The sequence below is a fragment of the Erythrobacter sp. S249 genome (assembly GCF_057364975.1).
On the sequence record NZ_CP200287.1, the window covers coordinates 801167 to 820761 of the forward strand.

Annotated in this window: 18 protein-coding genes; 12 read left to right on the forward strand and 6 right to left on the reverse strand. The window is 57.9% G+C overall.

Annotated elements, in window-relative coordinates:
• Positions 1–11: 11 nt before the first annotated feature.
• Together AC0V6V_RS03930 and AC0V6V_RS03935 are read left to right on the forward strand one after the other, a co-directional pair.
• The gene (locus AC0V6V_RS03930) at positions 12–614 is read left to right on the forward strand and encodes an NUDIX hydrolase (RefSeq protein WP_486166212.1); all 603 of its coding nucleotides are present in this window, start codon (positions 12–14) and stop codon (positions 612–614) included.
• A 22-nt stretch (positions 615–636) separates the two neighbouring features.
• Positions 637–1431 carry an SDR family oxidoreductase gene (locus tag AC0V6V_RS03935; RefSeq protein WP_472638323.1) on the forward strand — a complete coding sequence of 265 codons (795 nt, stop codon included), beginning with the start codon at positions 637–639 and terminating at the stop codon, positions 1429–1431.
• A 150-nt stretch (positions 1432–1581) separates the two neighbouring features.
• On the opposite strand, the gene AC0V6V_RS03940 is transcribed toward AC0V6V_RS03935, so the two are convergent.
• Positions 1582–1797, reverse strand: a complete 216-nt coding sequence (locus AC0V6V_RS03940) for a PspC domain-containing protein (protein ID WP_472642717.1) — start codon at positions 1795–1797, stop codon at positions 1582–1584.
• Positions 1794–1922 carry a recombination protein F gene (locus tag AC0V6V_RS03945; protein ID WP_486138684.1) on the reverse strand — a complete coding sequence of 43 codons (129 nt, stop codon included), beginning with the start codon at positions 1920–1922 and terminating at the stop codon, positions 1794–1796. The genes AC0V6V_RS03940 and AC0V6V_RS03945 overlap by 4 nt, the downstream gene beginning before the upstream one ends.
• Positions 1923–2170: 248 nt before the next feature.
• Between AC0V6V_RS03945 and AC0V6V_RS03950 the strand changes: the two genes are divergently transcribed.
• Together AC0V6V_RS03950 and recF are read left to right on the forward strand one after the other, a co-directional pair.
• Positions 2171–2425, forward strand: coding sequence for a hypothetical protein (locus AC0V6V_RS03950; RefSeq protein ID WP_486164148.1), 255 nt, complete (start codon positions 2171–2173; stop codon positions 2423–2425).
• A 57-nt stretch (positions 2426–2482) separates the two neighbouring features.
• Positions 2483–3571 carry a DNA replication/repair protein RecF gene (gene recF, locus AC0V6V_RS03955; protein WP_486166036.1) on the forward strand — a complete coding sequence of 363 codons (1089 nt, stop codon included), beginning with the start codon at positions 2483–2485 and terminating at the stop codon, positions 3569–3571.
• On the opposite strand, the gene AC0V6V_RS03960 is transcribed toward recF, so the two are convergent.
• Positions 3568–4326 carry an arylesterase gene (locus AC0V6V_RS03960; RefSeq protein ID WP_486164149.1) on the reverse strand — a complete coding sequence of 253 codons (759 nt, stop codon included), beginning with the start codon at positions 4324–4326 and terminating at the stop codon, positions 3568–3570. The genes recF and AC0V6V_RS03960 overlap by 4 nt on opposite strands.
• Before the next feature lie 59 nt (positions 4327–4385).
• Here AC0V6V_RS03960 and AC0V6V_RS03965 point away from each other — a divergent pair, with 59 nt between their 5' ends.
• Together AC0V6V_RS03965 and AC0V6V_RS03970 are read left to right on the forward strand one after the other, a co-directional pair.
• The gene (locus AC0V6V_RS03965; RefSeq protein ID WP_486164150.1) at positions 4386–5096 is read left to right on the forward strand and encodes an ABC transporter ATP-binding protein; all 711 of its coding nucleotides are present in this window, start codon (positions 4386–4388) and stop codon (positions 5094–5096) included.
• Positions 5093–7639, forward strand: coding sequence for an ABC transporter permease (locus AC0V6V_RS03970; protein WP_486164151.1), 2547 nt, complete (start codon positions 5093–5095; stop codon positions 7637–7639). The genes AC0V6V_RS03965 and AC0V6V_RS03970 overlap by 4 nt, the downstream gene beginning before the upstream one ends.
• Positions 7640–7694: 55 nt before the next feature.
• Here AC0V6V_RS03970 and AC0V6V_RS03975 read toward each other — a convergent pair whose 3' ends face one another.
• Positions 7695–8180 (reverse strand): DUF805 domain-containing protein, encoded by a 486-nt coding sequence (locus tag AC0V6V_RS03975; protein ID WP_486138679.1) that lies wholly within the window; start codon positions 8178–8180, stop codon positions 7695–7697.
• A 138-nt stretch (positions 8181–8318) separates the two neighbouring features.
• Positions 8319–11129 carry a TonB-dependent receptor gene (locus tag AC0V6V_RS03980; protein WP_486164152.1) on the reverse strand — a complete coding sequence of 937 codons (2811 nt, stop codon included), beginning with the start codon at positions 11127–11129 and terminating at the stop codon, positions 8319–8321.
• A gap of 183 nt (positions 11130–11312) precedes the next feature.
• On the opposite strand from AC0V6V_RS03980, the gene typA reads away from it, so the two are divergent.
• The 6 genes from typA (at position 11313) to AC0V6V_RS04010 (ending at position 18834) form a co-directional block, all read left to right on the forward strand.
• Entirely contained in the window at positions 11313–13163 is a 1851-nt protein-coding gene (gene typA, locus AC0V6V_RS03985; protein WP_486164153.1) for a translational GTPase TypA, read from the forward strand.
• Positions 13164–13369: 206 nt separating this feature from the next.
• Positions 13370–16099: a TonB-dependent receptor domain-containing protein gene (locus tag AC0V6V_RS03990; protein ID WP_486166213.1), complete on the forward strand. Its 2730-nt coding sequence runs from the start codon at positions 13370–13372 to the stop codon at positions 16097–16099.
• Positions 16100–16295: 196 nt separating this feature from the next.
• Positions 16296–16697, forward strand: a complete 402-nt coding sequence (locus AC0V6V_RS03995; protein ID WP_486138675.1) for a thioredoxin family protein — start codon at positions 16296–16298, stop codon at positions 16695–16697.
• 60 nt (positions 16698–16757) lie between these two features.
• Positions 16758–17477 (forward strand): cytochrome c biogenesis CcdA family protein, encoded by a 720-nt coding sequence (locus AC0V6V_RS04000; protein WP_486164155.1) that lies wholly within the window; start codon positions 16758–16760, stop codon positions 17475–17477.
• A gap of 88 nt (positions 17478–17565) precedes the next feature.
• Entirely contained in the window at positions 17566–17955 is a 390-nt protein-coding gene (locus tag AC0V6V_RS04005; protein ID WP_486164156.1) for a VOC family protein, read from the forward strand.
• Positions 17956–18093: 138 nt separating this feature from the next.
• On the forward strand, positions 18094–18834 hold the full coding sequence (locus AC0V6V_RS04010; protein ID WP_486164157.1) for an extensin-like domain-containing protein: 741 nt from the start codon (positions 18094–18096) through the stop codon (positions 18832–18834).
• 72 nt (positions 18835–18906) lie between these two features.
• Here AC0V6V_RS04010 and AC0V6V_RS04015 read toward each other — a convergent pair whose 3' ends face one another.
• On the reverse strand, positions 18907–19530 hold the full coding sequence (locus AC0V6V_RS04015; protein WP_486138671.1) for a response regulator transcription factor: 624 nt from the start codon (positions 19528–19530) through the stop codon (positions 18907–18909).
• Positions 19531–19595: the final 65 nt, after the last annotated feature.

Sequence of the window (19595 nt, forward strand, 5' to 3'; positions counted from 1 at the left end):
GCATAGCCGCCATGAGCGCTGACACCCCCGGATTCGATATCCCTGAAACTGCCGACCTTATTCGCGATACGGACGCGGACAAGCCCGAAGAGGTCATGTGGGAAGGCAAATTTATCACCGCCAAACGCCGCGGCCGGTGGGAATATGTTGGGCGTTCACGCGGCATCCGCGCCGCAGCGATCATCGCCATCGACACAGACCCTAGCGGCGAGCCTCACGTCATTCTGGTCAGCCAATACCGCGTCCCGCTTGGCCAGTTCTGCCTCGAAATACCAGCGGGCCTCGTCGGCGACGATGAGGGCAAGCAAGGCGAGGCCGCAGAAGAAGCGGCGATGAGAGAGCTTGAAGAAGAAACCGGCTACACCGCAGAGCGCATGGAGAAGCTGGGCGAGTTTTATTCTTCACCCGGAATGGTCAGCGAATGCTTCACCTTGCTGCGCGCACATGGCCTCAAAAAGGTCAGCGCTGGCGGCGGCATAAACAGCGAGAATATCATCACCCACCGCGTTGCGTTGAGCGAATTGCCGCGCTTCGTTGCCGACTGGCGAGCAGCCGGACACGGTGTCGATGTGCGAATATCCCTGTTCCTGATGAGCGGGCTTCTAACAAAATAAATTTCTTGAGAGGATTGATGACATGCCAACCACCCGCCCCGGACGCGTAGAGGGTAAGCTCGCATTGGTAACTGGCGCGGCGCAAGGCCTTGGCCGGGCGCACAGCATGCGCCTTGCTCAAGAAGGCGCGCGTGTATTGTGCACCGATATCAATGGGCAAGGCGCGCAGGACACCGCCGCTCTGATCAATTCTGAAGTCGGCTCTGGCCATGCCTTTGGCATCACCCACGACGTAACCGACCCGCAAGCTTGGGAGGCCGCGGTCGATGCCGCTCGCGAAGAGCTGGGCGGTCTCAACGTGCTGGTCAACAATGCCGGGATCGGTGTCGCGGGCAATATTGAGACATGCGATTTTGACGATTGGAAGCGCTGCTTCTCGATCAATGTCGATTCCATCTTTCACGGCTGTCAAAAGGCTTTGCCGCTGATGCGCGAACACGCGCCCGGTTCGATCATCAATATCAGCTCCATCGCGGGTCTTATCGCGAGTGACACGATGCCAGCCTACAATGCATCTAAAGCGAGCGTTTGGATGCTGTCCAAGTCGATCGCGCTGCACTGCGCGAAGAAGAACATGCAAATCCGCTGCAACTCGGTACACCCGACCTTTGTCGATACGCCGATCCTTGATGGAACGGCGCAGCATGCCGGGATCGAAAAAGATGTGCTGCTGGATAAGCTCGCGCGGCAAATTCCGCTGAAATTCGTGGGCGAACCGAATGATATCGCCAATGCGGTGCTCTATCTCGCCAGCGACGAAAGCCGCTTTGTTACCGGAGCGGAAATCAAGCTCGACGGCGGTATCTCAGCGATGTGATGGGTGACGGGGCTTTCTGCTCATTGCGGCAAGCCACTGGCGCTCTGGTCCTGATACAAAAAAGAGGGGCCGTTTGGCCCCTCCCGGTTTGTTTACATTCGATACGCAGCGGTCCGAAAAACCGGGACATCCGCTTGTCGTCGCTGCGTATCAGTCGGCAATCAGGCCAACTGCGATATAGATCGGAATGGTCAGGCCAAAGCCGAGCAGTGTTGCGGCTACAAAGCCAATCCGAACGATGATGGGATCGATGCCGGTATAGTTTGCGATGCCGGCGCTAACGCCCATCAGTTTGCCATTGTGCTTATCCAGGCGAAATCCAGCGCGCGGCGGCTTGCCATTTGGCGAGTTGGTTACGTTGTTCATGCCATCACTCCAAGTGCAAGTGCAGGAGAGGCTGGGACAATCGCCGTGGCCATGAATACAGCGGAGATTGCGAGGGCCGAGACGGCTGCAAACACGCGGCTGCTAAGGTCAATTGAAGCGAACATTTTGATTGGGTTTCCTTTGGTTAGATTGATTGGTTGGTTGCTGTCTGACTAGAAGATCATGCGAACATTCCGGGTGAGCCGGGGACAATTGCACTGGCCATTACGATGGATGAAATTGCGACTGAGAAAGCGGCTACGATCAGGCGAGAGGCGATGTCGTTGCTAAACATGATGTGGTCCTTTTGATGAAACGTTCGGCTTGGGATTAAGCGAACAATTGTGGGCTGGCTGGGAGGATCGCTGTGGCCATGAACACTGCCGAGATGGCGAGTGAGAAAGCTGCGGCGAAGAGGCGGTCTGAAGTATCGGTAGCGAACATTGTTGGTCTCCTTGGTCTTTGTTTCGTTCCTGGTGAGATTGTCTCACTGGATGCCAAACACTCTGCAGGAGCCGTGCCAAACTCGAAAAACGGCGGAATTCTGCCGTTTCTGGAATTTACAAGTTTTAACTTCATGTTCATCAAACCGAAAGGTTGGGAATTTTCACCATCTATTGGGATTTAGATTTTTGGGTGGATTTTCATGGCCATTCTGCGCGCCCATGCTAACCCTGCGCGCTCTATGGCGCTCGAGAAGATTTCCCTCGAAAATTTCCGCAATCATGCGGGCAGTGAGCTTTCCAAGACCGCCAAGTTCAATCTCTTGGTCGGCGACAATGGTGCTGGCAAAACCAATATCCTGGAGGCGCTGTCGCTACTCAGTCCGGGTCGCGGCATTCGGCGAGCGGCTCTGACCGAATTGGCACGGCAGAATGCTGACGGCCCGAGCGCTGGCGGATTTGCGATTGGTGCGAGCCTGACCGAACAAGGCCTCGTCAGCGCGCGGATCGGCACATATGTTGATCCTGACCAGCCCCGCCGCCGCCTTGTGCGGATCAATGGCGCCGATGCGAGCGCCAGCGCGCTCAGCGAATGGCTGGCGATTTCCTGGCTAACCCCGGCGATGGACGGCCTCTTTATGGATTCAGCCGGCGCGCGGCGCCGCTTTGTTGACCGTATGACGCTGGCGATAGAGCCGGGCCACGCCAAATCCGTCTCGCAGCTGGAAACTGCTCTACGGGAACGCAACAAACTCCTCGAGGAACGCGGCGATGCGCGCTGGCTTGATGCGATTGAGGCTCAGGCCGCTCAGCACGGCGCCGCTGTTGCGGGCAATCGCATGGCCCTTATCGAGGCGCTGGGCGTGGAACTGTCCGCCCTCCCCGCTCAACCGTTCGCCCGACCGGTTCTGACATATCGCCCCGGCGGCCCAATGGAACCACAGGCTTTGTGCGATGAGTTAAGCCGGCAACGCGGGCGCGACCGAGCCGCTGGCCGCGCGCTCACCGGGCCGCACCGCGATGAACTCGACGTGGTAATGGCGGGCTCCGGCCAATCCGCCGCCTCGTGCTCAACCGGCGAACAGAAAGCCATGCTGATCGCTATCACCTTGGCGCACGGCGTTCTGGCCGCTGAGGGGCGGCCATCAGTACTGCTGCTGGATGAGGTCGCCGCTCACCTTGATCCGGTGCGCCGCGCCGCCCTGTTTGAACGCTTGGGGCAAGGCCGCGCGCAGGTCTGGATGACCGGCACGGAGCTATCGCCGTTTGAAGAGATCACAGCAGAGGCCGCCATCTGGCAGGTCAGCAAGGGTACGTTAGAGCGGCTTTAGTTCGCCTCGCTGCTCGCTTCCTCATCCTGCGGCAAAGCGGCGGAGACCTGATCCAAAGTCGCCGCGACCAAGCGATCAATCCCTTCCTCCGTCGGATGAATCCGATCCGATTGGAACAGGCCCGGCTCTTGATAAATGTCCTCCAGCCAGAACGGGATCAGCGCCGCGCCATATTCACGCGCAAGCTCGCCATACATGCCATCAAACTCTGCCTGATATTCAGGGCCATAATTCGGCGGCGCGCGCATGCCCATCAGCAGAACCGGAATCTCGCGGGCTTTCAACTCATCCAGCATGGCAACAAAGTTTGCCCGCGTTTCATCCGGTTCAATCCCGCGCAGCAGATCATTCCCGCCCAGCTCCAGGATAAACAGGTCTGGCTTTTCTTCCTGCGCGTCCAGCGTGAAGGAAAGCCGCTGACGTCCAGCAGAACTGGTGTCGCCTGAAATGCCCGCATTGGCGACCACCGCATTGATGCCGGCTGCGCGCAAAGCGTCCTGCAATTTCGCCGGATAGCTGTCGTCTTTGGCAACGTTGTAGCCAGCGAACAGACTATCCCCAAACGCTACAATGCGCCGCTCTGGGCCTTCAACGGGAACTGGAGTGCCCGCTTGTGGGTTAGCAGTGGGACTATCACCGCTGCCTGCGCCAGCAGCAGCCGTATCAGGAGCCTCACTGCCACATGCCGTCAAAGCGAGCACCAGTAAGGGTGCTGCCAGTTTTAGCGGTTTCTTCGACCAAACGCTGATGCGCATCTATGAGCCTCCGACTTCAGTATCTTGTTTGCAACCCACCCCTATGCCATCTGGACCCTGTGAAAAACCCTTCTCTCGCGATCTCCGCAAGTAACCTTAAACTCACCCTCGGTTCGGCCCAAGCGCCGGTCGATATCTTGCGCGGTATCGACCTCGACATTGCCACCGGCGAAGTCGTGGCGCTGCTCGGCCCATCCGGCTCCGGGAAAAGCTCGCTTATGGCGGTGCTTTCCGGGCTGGAGCGCGCCACCAGCGGCAGCCTCGAGGTGGCGGGCGAGGACTTTGCCAACCTCGATGAGGATGGTTTGGCGCGCGCTCGGCGCGGGCGGATCGGGATCGTGCTGCAAGCGTTCCACCTGCTCCCAACCATGACGGCGGCAGAAAACGTAGCCACTCCGATGGAACTGTCCGGCGGCGAGCACCCTCGCCAGCGGGCAGAAGCGGAATTGCAAGCGGTTGGCCTCGGTCACCGCATCGGCCATTACCCAACGCAATTGTCAGGCGGCGAACAACAACGCGTCGCCATCGCCCGCGCCATCGCGCCCCGCCCAAGCCTGATCTTCGCGGATGAGCCAACCGGCAATCTCGATGCGGCTACCGGCCAAGAGATTGTCGAACTGCTGTTTGAGCGCCGAGCAGAAACCGGCGCCACACTGCTGATCATCACCCACGATCCGAAGCTCGCCGAACGATGCGAGCGGGTGATCACTATGGCAGATGGCGTCATTGCGTCTGACACCTCGAGCACACCCGGGGTCTCTGCCGCGTGAGCGCTGCGGAAACTTCAGCGACGCTTTCTTGGGGCGGAGCCTGGCGGATCGCCCGGCGCGATCTCAATGCGCGCTTTCGCGGATTGCGACTGCTGCTGGTGTGCATATTCCTAGGCACAGCCGCTCTCGCCGCGATCGGCACGCTAACGGCCGCGATTGAGCGCGAGCTGGAGTCCAATGGGCAGGAACTGCTCGGCGGCGATCTCGAAATCGAAATCTGGCAGCGCAGCCTCAATGCGGAAGAGCTCAGCGCGATTGGCGAATATGGCGAGATCTCTGGCGGCACCCGCCTGCAAGCCATGGCATCCAGCGGCGAAAACGCTGCGCCGATTGAACTCAAGGCCGTCGACCAGAAATGGCCGCTCTACGGCACGCTCACTCTAAACGATGGCAGCACGACCGGCGCACCAACGGGCAATAACGCCTATCTCGGCCAAGGCGCGATGGACCGGCTCGATATCGCTGTCGGTGAAACCTTCCGTGTCGGCACGGTCGATCTGGTCGCCGCTGGCGTAATCGAAAACGAGCCTGACCGCTTGTCAGAAGGCTTTCAATTGGGGCCGACAATCATTGTCGCAGAAGACGTGCCGGGCCGTGCGGGCTTGCTGGAGCCGGGCTCACTCTATGAAAGCAAATACCGCGTCGCCTTCACCAACCAAGCGCGCGATCCCGGCGAGGTTGAAGAAGAGCTGACCGAAGCCTTCCCCAACTCCGGTTTTGATTTTCGCACCCGCGACCGCGCCTCGCCGGGCGCCGACCGCTTTGTCCAGCGCATGAGCGATTTTCTCACCCTCGTCGGCCTCGCCGCCTTGGTGATTGCCGGGATCGGCATTGCGGGGGGCGTCTCGTCCTATCTGGAGGCCCGCAGAAGTAGCATCGCGACGCTCAAAGTTCTGGGTGCATCATCCGCCGATATTGTCCGCATATATGCCATGCAAATCGCGGTCGCCGCACTGATTGGCAGCGCCGCCGGGCTGACCGTGGGCGTGTTGGTGACCCCAGTGCTCGGCGCTGCTCTTGAGGGCCTGCTGCCGGTGGAAGCTGGCTTTGTGATCGAGCCTGCGCCGCTGCTGCTCGCGGCGGCTTACGGCTTGCTTGTCGCCTTTGCCTTTGCCGCAGCGCCTCTTTTGCGGGCGCGCACATTCCCGGCGATGGCGCTGATGCGCTCAAGCACGCCGCTGTCGAACACTGATTGGCGGCCGCTGTGTTGGACGGGCGGAGGCATCGCAGCCGTCTGTATTCTGGCCCTAGTCAGCACCAATCAGCTGGTTTTGACCGCTGGCTTCCTGCTTGGCGCGGGCGGCGCTTTGCTTGCGCTCGGCGCTCTCGGTATCGCAATCCAGAAGCTCGCGCGCAGTGCGCCCCGGCCCAGCAATCCGCTGCTGCGCAGTGCGGTCACCAATCTGCACCGCCCCGGCGCGCCAACCGGCTCTTTGGTCACCGCGCTTGGCTTTGGCTTGGCCGCCTTTGTTCTGCTCGCCGCTGTCCAAAGCGCAATTGACGGCAACATCCAAAGCCGCGTGCCCGCAGAAGCGCCTGACTACTTCGTACTCGACGTGCCGCGTGAGGGCGAAGAGACCTTCCGCGGCCTCATCGAAGAGCAGTTTCCCGGCTCCGATATCCGCACCGTTCCGACCTTGCGCGGCTCCGTCCTCGCCTTTGGCCCAGAGGGCGCGATGCAGCGCGTCGCGGACCTTGAAGAGATACCCGAGGGCGCGTGGGCGCTGCGCGGCGAGCGCGGCCTTACCTATGCCGATGAATTGCCGGTTGGCAACAGCCTGACCGAAGGCGAATGGTGGGACGAAGGCCATTCCGGCGACCCGCTGGTGTCGATCGACGCGCAATTGGCCGAGGGCGCTGACCTTAGCATTGGTGACAAGCTGACCATCGGCGTGCTTGGCATTGAGCGCACCGTCACCGTCGCCAACATCCGCGAGATCGACTGGGAAAGCATGGGCTTCAACTATGCGCTCGTCTTCTCAGAAAACGCGATTTCCGACGCCCCGCACAATCTGGCGGCCACCATTGAATTGCCCACCTTTGCTGGCGATGAAGGGCGCGGAGAATTGCTGCGCGCAATGGTGCGAGAGTTCCCATCAAGCTCCGTCGTGGAGGTGAAGGACGTCCTGACCGAAGCGCGCACAATCCTGCAGCAAGTTGGCCTCGCGACATTGGCCGCCGCCGCCGTCACGGTTCTCGCGGGGCTGGCTGTCCTGATGGGCGCAATTGCCGCTGCGCGGGCCGCGAGAATGCGAGACACCGTCATCCTGCGCGTCCTCGGCGCTAGCCGGAAGCAGGTGCTGCTGATGCAGCTGGCGGAATATGGACTGCTCGCCGGCCTATTGGCACTCGTCGCACTGGGCCTTGGCTCGGCGCTCGCTTGGGTGATCATCACCCAACTGTTCGAGTTCGATTGGCTGCCAAATTGGGGCGAAGTGCTGAGCGTGCTTGGCGTCGGCCTCTTTATGGTGCTGGCCTTCGCTCTGGGCGGCTCCCTGCCGCTGCTAAGAGCCAAGCCAGCGCAGGCACTGAGAGAGCTTTAGGCAAAGAAAAAGGGAGCTTGCACAAGGCAAGCCCCCTCTTTCAAATTTGTGAAGTCTACTCGAAGACCGAAGAACTGGTCGGATTCTTCGGATCTGGACCAAAGCGGTTGGGTCCTGGCGTACCCGGCAGGCACATAAGCACCAGAAATCCTATACTGGCCAAGAAGCCAACAATCGGGATCAGGCTTGCGACCATAATTCCGAGATACCACCAACCTGACATGTCGCGATCGTGCAAACGGCGCACAACGACAGCGATTGAAGGGATTAAAATCGCCAAAGCGTAGATACCAAACAGGCCAAAAAGCAGAGAACTGACCATCCCGCCTCCAGACAGTGCATTCTCAATCGCTGCTGCTTCAGCCATTGGATCCCCGCTAGCGCCCGCTGCGAAAGATGCCGACATCATCGAAAAAACGAATGGGCCGACCAGCACCGTGCCGATGATCAGGTTGAGAAGCGCAAACATCCAATATTCTTTGCGCCGCGAGCGCCCCTGAAAATCTGCATAGCGTTTCAGCGGCAAAATCATCCATTCCATGTAAGTGATCCCCTCAATTTTAGCTTTGCCCCGGACTTGCGGGACGCGCACTATTTGCACCATACCTAGGTATTAAGCGCAATGAAAAAGGGGCCCGCAATCGCGAGCCCCTCTTTTTAATGGTCGTGTCTGACAGGATCAGAACTTGAAGCGAACAACGCCGCCGTAAGTGCGCGGCGCGTTTGGATAGCCTGAAACCGTTCCAGCCTGGGCGACGCCATCAAAGATCGTCAGAATGAAGCGTTCATCGAGCAAGTTACGCCCGAAAACACCGACCTCAAGACCGTTATCAAGTGCAAGAGTAATCGAGCCATTGACGAGATTGACCTCGCGGCGGAACTGAGTTGTGTCCCCAAACGTCGGTAGACCATTTAGAATATCGACGTTGCTTTCATGATTGTAGTCAATCCGGCTCGTCAACCGCGCACCGCTATCCCATTCATGGGTGTAGGTGGCTGATGTCGAAAGTGTCCAAGCCGGGATACCAGCTGGACGCTGTCCGGTTAGATCACCCAATGGACTTCCCTCGAAGCTGTCGAAAAACGGGTCCAGATGCGTCACAGAGAAAGTGAAGAGCAAGCCGTCGGTTGGATTGATATTGGTATCGAGTTCGAAACCACGCACTGACTGCTCACCAGCATTATTGAGCTGGAAACCCGTGCCGGTGAAGAGAAACGACTGGAACCCTTCAATTGTCTGATCGAACACAGCAAAGTTGAAGCCAAAGCCGTCAAACTGGCCTTTTATTCCAAGCTCAAACACTTCTGCTTCTTCTGGCCCGGCAAACCGCGAACCGGTGCCCAAATTAGGCACTGCTAGGCCTGCATCCCGAATCGGTGAAGACGGTGCCAAGATTGCAGAGCCGCCTGCACCAGGGATGAAGTCACCGAAAGCCGGGCGGCTATCACGCGACAAGTTCACCGAACTGGCTTTGAAGCCTGTAGCATAGCTAGCATATGCGTTAAGCTCCGGAGTAATATCCGCAGCCACACGCAACGTATACGAGAAATCGCTGTCGCTGGTGCTAGATTGCTCAATTCCATTGGGTATATTCAGGAAAGGTGGCTGGAACTGGAACGCTGAGAATCCCAGAAGGCCATTGGGCACCAAACCTGGCACTGGACTGAGATCGAGACCGTCTGGGTTGCCGAGTGCCGCAGCGATAACCAATGGTGCCGCAGGATTGTTGGCTTGGAAATCAGCAAATTGTACAGGGTCAGTAGCGTCGATCCCCAGTGGAGCAAGAGCGCCAACGAGGAAAGCGTCAACTAGGTTAACCTGACCCAGCTCATCAAACGAAGTCTGGCTTAGTGCAAAATCCTTCTGATCATCAGTGTAGTTAAAACCAGCAGTAAATACGAGACCGTCGACGGGCTCAAAATCTACCGTCCCAAAGATCGAGAAAGACTGGTTGTCCAGCGAATAGGCCTCTGTTGTGAGAGGGCCAGCGGAGAAAATTTCGCCTGCTGGAATGCCGAGACTGAATGGCCCGCCATCTTCAATCAGACCGAAGGTTCCAAGGCCACCGGCAAGCAATTCGAAAAATGGGCGTGCCGAAGCCCCGGTATCAAGCTGACTATTTTGAGTCACGCTTTCATCGAAGTAAAAACCACCGAGCAAAAAGTTGATTGGACCGTCGAAATCCGATGCCAAACGGAATTCTTGTGTGAATGTTTCAACCTGCTGATCGCGAATTTCGCTCACAATGTCAGCGCTGGTAAAATCCACATCCTGATTCACGAAATTCCGTAGCTCGCGATAGGCGGTGATCGAAGTTAAAGTAAGCGCGCCAATGTTCCACTCAGCATTGATCGATCCGCCGTAGTTATCGACTTCATTGACCGGGACCTGACTAAGGAACGTCTCGTCGCTGAAGAAGTCGGTGTTTAGAGCACCGCCTACACCAAACACTGCGGGGGCGGTTGGGCCAGCCACCAACGTATTCACGGTGCAGCATGATTCGTCGATGCGCGAGTAATCGAATTGGGCGCGAATGCTAACATCTGGGTTTGGTTCAAACAGCAGCTGCCCGCGCGCATTCCAACGGTTGCGATCGTTCAGGTCAGCATTGTTCAAATTGGTGATTTCAGCGAAACCATCGCGGCGATTGTAGCTGGCATCGACTGCGAATGCGATATTCTCAGTCAACGGCCCGGTCACATCGCCCTTGACCACTATAGTATCGAAATTGCCATATACCGCTTCAACAGAACCGCCAAATTCGAATTGTGGTTCCTGTGTAACAACATTGATGACGCCAGCTGACGCGTTCTTGCCAAACAGAGTTGATTGCGGGCCACGCAGAACTTCAATGCGCGAGATGTTAGATAAATCGCCGAGTGAGCCAATCGAGCGTGAACGGAATACACCATCGACGAAAACGCCAACCGAAGGCTCAATGCCGAAGTTGTTATCGCCATTTCCGAAACCGCGAATAATAAAGGTCGTGCTTGATGAGTTCTGCAGCTGACTGACCCGCAATGACGGAGTAACGGTTTGAAGGTCTAGAATGTCACGGATCTGCGCATTATCGAGCGTCTCTGCGGAAGTTACTGAGACTGAAACTGGCGTCTCTTGCAACGTTTGCTCACGCTTGGTTGCGGTCACAATGATTTGATTGCTGCTAAAGTTTTCTTCCGCCTCAGGAACTTCAGCATCTTGCGCGGCGGCCATCGTTGGCGCGCCAAGCGCAATTGCTGCTGCACCTGTCATAAGGGCAAGACGTTGTAGGCCGGCAGAACCGGTCGAAATCGAACGCATAGGAACTCCTCTCCAAAAATTCAGGCAGGCCGTATCTCCAAATACGTTAATATCCCTGCCAGTCCTGCATACAGATAGGGCAGTGCCCGCGGTGCCACAAGCGACAAACCCCACTAAACGGTGGGTTGCAACAGCCAGTGTGGCATCGGCGACACAGTGCAAAATTGCTGCACTGCAATGACTTTTCACGCCCCAATCGCTTGCCGTAACGGCGAGCCTGCGCTAGGCGCGCCAGCAATGCTGCATCGCAGCACATGTCTTACTATAAAATAGGCGGTATTTTGGGGCGTCAATTTGTCGCCAACACCCGCCAATTTCTGTGTTTTTGGCCACCCGGCTTTGCCGCGGGCCTTTATTCGAAAGCGTTTTTCAATGTCCGCCTCTCAAGATCGCGCCTTGCGCAACATCGCCATCATCGCGCACGTCGACCACGGCAAAACCACTTTGGTCGATCAACTCTTCCGCCAGTCCGGCACATTCCGTGAGAACCAGCGGATCGAAGAACGCGCCATGGATTCCGGCGATCTCGAGAAAGAACGCGGAATTACTATTCTCGCGAAATGCACCAGCGTTGAGTGGGACGGCGCCAATGGCGAAACCACCCGCATCAACATTGTCGATACCCCCGGCCACGCCGACTTTGGCGCCGAGGTTGAGCGTATTCTCAGCATGGTCGATGGCGTTATCCTGCTGGTCGACAGCGCGGAAGGCGCCATGCCACAAACCAAATTTGTAACCGGCAAGGCGCTGGCGCTCGGCCTGAAACCGATTGTTGTGGTGAACAAGGTCGACCGTCCTGATGGCCGCGGCCAAGAGGTCTTGGACGAGGTGTTTGACCTGTTCGTCTCGCTCGATGCGAACGACGAACAGCTCGACTTCCCAGTGCTGTTTGCCTCAGGCCGCGATGGCTACGCCAGCGAAGATCCAGAGGCCCGCGAAGGCACCCTCGCCCCGCTGTTTGAGCGCATCATCGCGCATGTGCCCGCCCCTGGTCTCGACACCGATGGGCCGTTCAGCTTCCTCGCGACGCTGCTTGACCGCGATAACTTCATGGGCCGCGTGCTGACTGGCCGCGTCCAATCGGGCGGCCTTAAGGTCAATGATCCGATCCACGCGATTGATGTCGATGGCAATGTCGTGGAGGTTGGCCGCGCAACCAAGCTGATGAGCTTTGACGGTTTGGAGCGCGTTCCAGTTGAGAGCGCGGAGGCTGGTGACATCATTGCACTCGCCGGGCTTGAGAAAGCGACCGTTTCCAACACCATCGCTGACCCTGCGGTGAAAGAGCCAATCGCTGCACAACCAATTGACCCGCCTACGTTGGCGATGCGTTTTGCCGTTAACGACAGCCCGCTGGCCGGGCTTGAAGGCAGCAAGGTAACCAGCCGGATGATCCGCGACCGCCTGCTGCGCGAGGCGGAGACCAATGTTGCGATCCGCATCACTGAAAGCGACGACAAGGACAGCTTTGAAGTTGCTGGCCGCGGCGAGCTGCAGCTCGGCGTTTTGATCGAGACCATGCGCCGCGAAGGCTTTGAACTGGGCATTTCGCGCCCGAAAGTTCTGTTCCGCGAAGAAGACGGTCAACGCATGGAGCCATATGAGACGGTCGTCATCGACGTGGATGACGAGCATTCCGGCACAGTCGTTGAGAAAATGCAGAAGCGTAAGGCGGACCTCACCGAAATTCGTCCGTCAGGCGCAGGCAAGACCCGCATCACCTTCTCCGCCCCCTCGCGCGGCCTCATCGGCTATCACGGCGAATTCCTGTCCGACACGCGCGGCACAGGCATTATGAACCGCCTGTTTGAAAAATACGGCCCTTACAAAGGCGCCGTTGGTGGTCGCAATAACGGCGTTCTTATCTCCAACGGCAATGGCGAGACCAATGCCTATGCGCTCAACATGCTGGAAGAGCGCGGCGAATTGTTCGTGGGAGCAACCGTAAAAGTTTATGAGGGCATGGTGATCGGCGAAAACGCCAAGCCAGATGACCTTGAAGTCAACCCGATGAAGGCCAAGCAGCTTTCCAACGTGCGCTCGTCAGGCAAGGATGACGCGATCCGCCTCACACCGCCTCGGCGCATGAGCCTAGAGCAGTCGATTGCTTACATCGATGACGATGAAATGGTTGAAGTGACGCCGGAATCCATCCGTCTTCGCAAGTCTTCTTTGTGCCCACATGAGCGCAAAAAACTGAAGCGTAAGAAAGATGCCGCCTGATCTGTTGCAGTTTTGCTACAGCTCGGGAGAGTGCGCCAAACACCCAATAAGCCACTGTACTTAAAAGTTTTTCAGAATAGGTTCAGGAATCAAAACTGAATCCACGCATTCGTTTGCGTGAAAATTTGCATCACGAAACCTACGGACTCTTCCCTTCGCTAAATCTGCGCGTATTAAAGCAGATGAGAGAGAGGAGACCCCCTGTTATGAAAAGCTCTAAGACTTTGTTCAAATTGTCTTGTGCGATTGCCGCCATTGGTGTGGCAACGCCAGCTCTTGCGCAGCAGCAAGAGACAGTGACCAGCGACAACACAGCCGTGGAAAGCGGCGATGATAACGAGATTATCGTCACTGGTTCATTTATTCGCCGTCAGTCTCAAGCTGATCTGGCATCCCCATTGGCCACCGTTGATAGCGGCGCGATCGCAGATATCGGCGCGCAAAACATCGGTGAGATCACGCAGTCGCTTACGATCAACAGCGGCGCACAAAACAACCCGGACGCCTTCACCCAAGGCGGCACGACCGGCACCTCAAACATCAACCTGCGCGGCCTTGGCGTCGCCTCGACACTGATCCTGCTGAACGGCAAGCGTCAGACCCTGTCGGCATCGCCAACCAATGACGGCATCAACTTCGTCGACACCAGCTCACTGGTTCCGCTGATCGCGGTTGAGCGTGTGGAAATCCTCAAAGACGGCGCATCGTCGCTTTACGGTTCCGACGCGGTTGCCGGCGTGGTGAACTTCATCACCCGTGACGATTACGAAGGCCTGCTGGTCTCTGGCGAATATACAGAGCACCTCAGCACTGGCGATTACAGCGAATACAACATTCAGGCGCTTGCTGGCGCCGAATTTGGCGACCTCAATCTGGTCGCTGCGGTAAGCTATGTTGACCGTTCGCCTCTCACCACAGCGGAGCGCCGCCTGTCTGTACCAGCCAATGACACCTCAGCGCTCGGTAACCCTGGTGCGTTCTTTGGAGTGCCAGGCGCTCCAGCTGGCGCACCGACATTCGATCCGGGCTGTGCGGATGCCGGCGGCACGCCGTTGCCTGCAAGCGCCGCTGCCGCACCGCTACTGCCAGCTGGTATCGGCTTTTGTGGCTTCGACTTTGGTGAATTCTTTAACTTGGTCCCAGACGAACAGCGCCTAACCGCTTATGTTTCGGCCAAGGCAGACCTCTCTGACTCGGTCCGTTTCAGAGCAGAGGTCAGCTATGCCGACAATACGGCGCGGCGCGGCAACTCGCCAACATTCCCGTTCTTGCAGCTTGGCCAAGCGGTTGTCCCAACCTTCAACCCAGACAACCCGTTCGGTGCGAACGTCGTGTTCTTCGGCCGGGCAAGCGGCAATGGCGGCGAGGTTTCTCCCGCTCTGTTTAAATCGCAAACCTTGCGGATTTCTTCCACATTGGAAGGTGATTTTGATTCCGGCCTGCTTTCCAACGGTCGCTGGAACGTCAATCTGACCTTTGCGGATAATGACTTCACCGGAAACGTAGAGGACACTGTTCGTGACCGCTTCGCTTGCGCACTGCGCGGGTTCAACGCAGTTCCAGCGTTCAACGCCGCCACTGGCCTTGATTGCACCGCCTCCAACCCGTTCCTGACGGCCAATGGCGCGGCGATCCCAGCTGACGGCACCTTCTTCAACCCGTTCGCAACGGCACTGGCCGGCGGTGGCAACACTAACGCCGCCCTGCTCGACTACATCACCGAATTCGCGGTTTCTAATCGTGATGCGGAACTTTTCGTTGCAGAGGGCTATGTCTCAGGCGAGATCGCTGAACTGCCCGCGGGACCAATTGGTATCGCCATCGGCATGCAATATCGCGAACAGCGGATTTCTGCGACATTCGACGATATTTCCGAAGGCGACGGCTTTGCCTTCCTGATCGGTGAACAAGCATTCGCTGGTGCGCAAGACGTCTATGCGATCTTCGGTGAGCTCGCTGTTCCGATCACCGATTGGGCTGATCTTCAGTTGGCTCTTCGCTTCGAAGATTACGGTACCGATGGCGGCGACACGCTCGATCCAAAGATCGCTTTGCTGCTGCGTCCAACAGATTGGATCTCACTGCGCGGGTCGTTCTCAACCTCGTTCCGTGCGCCATCGACCTTCCAACAGCAAGGTCAGTCGACCACGCTGCAACAGGTTACTGACCCACTCGCGGGCAATGCATTTGTGGCCGTCCGTGCGGTCGGCAACCCGAACTTGGTTCCAGAGGACTCAACCGCATACAACCTGGGCTTCACGCTCCAACCAATCAGCGGCCTTGAGATCAGCGCAGACTATTACAATTTCGATTTCCAAAACGCGATTGTTCAAACCTCTGCGCAGGCTCTGGTGAATGCCGATCCAAACGGTCCGGACATTATCCGCAGCCCGGCTGGTACGATCATTCAGGTCAACAACAGCTATGCGAATGCCGCCAGCGTCGAAACATCAGGGATTGATTTCTCAATCCGCTACGCAATCGATGTGGGCTCTGCTCGGATCACTCCAAGCTTCGAAGGCAACTATGTCCTCAGCTATGATCTGCAGGAAACTGTAGGCGGACCTGAAATCGACGGTACCGGAAACCGCAACTTCACCAATTTCGGTTCGCCAACACCGGAATTGCGCTTCAACGCTGGTCTCCAGTTTGAAGTAGGGGCGCATTCCCTCAACGTCTTTGGCCGTTACATCGACAGCTATCTCGACGATCAAAATGGCGGAGCGGACATCGACAGCGATTTCCGGGTCGACGTTCAGTACAGCCTCGCGATCAACGAGCTGTTTGACCGCGACAAGGCCGTCACTCTGACCGCTGGTGTTCGCAACGTCTTCGGTGTGACCGCGCCTAGCGTGGCAACCAATGGCGGTTTCGACAGCCGGGTTGCTGATCCGCGCGGCGCCGTTGGCACCGTCGGCCTGGTTGCTGAATTCTAAGACTGAATTTGCAAGCTAAGCTTCGGCTTGGTCCAGCTTAAGAAACACAGGAGCCCCGGGTGCATATCGCGCTCGGGGCTCTTTTTATGCGCGCGAGAAAAAGTTTCGCCTTTTGTGTAACCAAGCCCTTGTTCGCTGCGAACTTCATCATAACCGTCGGCAATTCTGCCGATAATCCGTTTTGGAGATCACGAAAATGATGCGTTTCTTTGCCCTTATCGCTGCCATTGGCGCCATTGCCATTGGTGCGATGCAACTCTCTGCCAAGTCTGACACGGCTGGCTGGCAGACCTATGACGCGGCAGAATTTGCCATGGCGCAAGGCAAAGGCAAGACCATTGTGGTTGACGTCTATGCTGACTGGTGCCCGACCTGCCGCGCTCAGGCCCCGATCCTCGACGAGCTGCGCAGCGAGAAAGCAAGCGCGAACGTACAATTCGTCAAAGTGAACTTCGACGATGAAAAGGCGTTCCTGCGCAAGCACCGTATCCCGCGCCAATCGACCGTTCTCGTATTCAAAGGCGAAAAGGAAGTTGCCCGCACCATCGCGGAAACGAACCGCACTCGCCTGCGCAGCGCTATTCTGAAAGCGCTCTAGTCCACTGCGTTTGCGCGCGGCAATCCCTCGTGCGCATCACGGAAAGCTGAAGGCAACGCCATGCTAGGCAGCACGCTCTTATCCTTTGTCGCCGGTCTGGTGACGATCCTGAACCCTTGCGTGCTGCCGCTGGTGCCGATCTTGGTCGCATCAGCCCTGGGCAAGAGCAAGTTTGGCCCCCTCGCCCTCGCGGCGGGTCTGGTCACCAGCTTCACCCTGTTTGGCTTCACCGTCATCGCCTTTGGGTATTCCATCGGGATCAACGAGCAGGCCATTCGTCTGTTTGCTGGCGCCTTGCTGGCGGTGGCGGGGGTCGTTCTGCTGGTCCCGCAAGCGCAGGCGGCGATAAGCGCTGCCGCCGCGCCGATCTCAAACTTCGGCAATCAGCGGCTTTCCAAACTAAGTGGCGACGGCGCTGGCGGACAGTTCGCCATCGGCTTGCTGCTCGGCATCGTTTGGGCTCCCTGCGTTGGCCCAACGCTGGGCGTCGCGATCGCAGCGGCCAGCCAAGGGCAGGACTTGCTCGCGAGCTTCTTCATCTTCTTGGTCTTCGGGTTGGGCGTCGCAACCTCGATCCTCGCATTTGCCTATGGCTCACGCAAAGCCATGGGAGAGCGCCGCAAGACGATGATGACGCTGGCGAAATACGGCAAGCCCCTGTTTGGCATCACGCTGCTATTGGTTGGCGTCATGGTGCTCACAGGCTTCGACAAAGTGATCGAGATTGCTCTGCTCGATGCCCTGCCCCAAGGCTTGATTGAGTTCACGACGCGCTTCTAATTCGCACGCACCCTCATCGCTAGCCAACTCTGGACCGCCAAAGCACACCTTTCTATGCTGGCCCATCAGAACAGTGATGGAGGGCAAGATGGCAGATACGGACGAGCCGCGGATTACCGGCCTTGGCGGTGTATTTTACGTGGTCGATGATCCAGCGGCGACGCGCGAATGGTACCGCGACACTTTGGGTCTGGACGGCGAATATGGGCCGCAGCTCGCCTGGGCCGAAGAACCCAAGACCAATCCCTATTCCCTGATCAGCCATTTTTCCGACGGCACATATATCAAGCCCGGCAAGAACGGCTTTATGATCAACCTGCGGGTGAATGATCTCGATGGCTTCGTCGCCAAGCTGAAGAAGAAGGGCGTAAAAATCCTCGATACGGCTGACGAGGGATATGGCAAATTTGCTTGGTTGCTCGATCCCAATGGCATCAAAATCGAATTGTGGGAGCAAGTGGCGGACGAATTGCCGTAGCCCTGAGGTCCTTTCCCCAGTTCTGCGCTCAGGCAGCTCAACCCCACGGTGGGCTGCATGTGCGTCCGCTCCCATCGATTGCCAAAGCCAGTATGGTTAGCGCGTTGTTAACCATATCTGCGGCATGCATGCGGGACCATGAAACGCACCTCAGCTCTTCACAACATTCCGCTTAGTCGCAAACCCAGCTTTGCGGTCGCCACGCGCGCGGTGATCCTGGCCGCTAGCGCGGCCGCCCTGGCAGGCTGCGGCATATTGCCCTCCTCGAATGGCTCCGCGGCGCGAACGGGCAGCAAACCGCCCGTCAGCTCAACGCAGGGCGACATCTCTAATCGCGCCGCTGACCGCACCTGCTTTGCGCAGCTCAGCGCATCGGGCGTCCGCTTTGATCCTCTGCCAGATGCCTACGGCGCACCCGGTTGCAGCAAGCTGGGCACTGTACAGCTTTCCGCCCTCGCGGGTGATCGCTCCCGCTTTGAAATCAGCAATATCGGCCCGGTGCAATGCCGCACGGCCAGCGCATTCAACGGATGGGCTAGGTTCGGCGTCGACCGAGCAGCCCGGCAAATTCTGGGCAGCGGACTAGAGCGGATCGAAACCATGGGATCGTACTCCTGCCGTAATGTCGCAGGCACCTCGCGCCGCTCCGCTCATGCCCGCGCAGAGGCAATCGACATCTCTGGTTTCGTACTGAAAGACGGCCGACGCATCAGCGTGCAAGGCGATTGGTCGCGCGGCAGCGCAGCAGAGCGCGAGTTCCTAAGAGTGGTGCACAAGAGCGCCTGCAAACGCTTCGGAACGGTCCTCGGCCCCGACTATAACAGAGCCCACGAAGACCATTTCCACGTTGAGGGCACCAACGGCAGCTTCTGCCGCTAAGCCGACTGGATCAGCGACTTAAGAAGCGGCAGCCGCTCGCGTCTGGCAACAGGCCTGCGCCCCGCGCCGCACCTATTCGACCGGCATCTCCGGCTCCAGCTTCGCCTCTATCTTTAAGCGCACAGCCTCGGCTGCATGTCTTGCACCCAGCTTGGTCATCATATTGGCACGGTGAATTTCGACAGTGCGAGGGCTGATATCCAGCTCTCTCGCGATCACCTTATTGCTGCTGCCTTCGGCCAGCCAATTGAGCACTTCGCGTTCCCTGTTCGAAAGGCTGGAAATGCGGCTGCGTGCTTCGATCATGCGGCGACGCGCCGCGCCGAACACTTCAGCCTCTTTCTCAATCCGGGTGAGACAGCGCGAGAACCGTTCTGGGTCGAGCGGCATGGATAAATAGTCGAGTGCGCCGGCCTTGATCGCCTCGACAATGCGGCCCGGTCGCGGCTGCTCCTCAACAGCAATCAGCGGTAGCCAAACGCCCAGCTTGCTGAGCCGTTCGAGGATCATGGCAACACCGCCTTCCTCGATCGCATCGCGAGCAATTATGATCCCATCCCGCGGCGGATGCGCCGAAAGATCACTCAGATCGCCATAAACTTCGCAGTGGTGCCCTAAGGCGAACCCCGCGCGAGACAATTCCGCCCTATGACGGCTGGAAGAGTCGATGAAGTGGAGGATGGCTTTGCGTGTCATTCATAATGAATGCGCACTTCCCCATATGGAATCATCCCGAGTTTGATCCGTTGTCGAGTAGACCT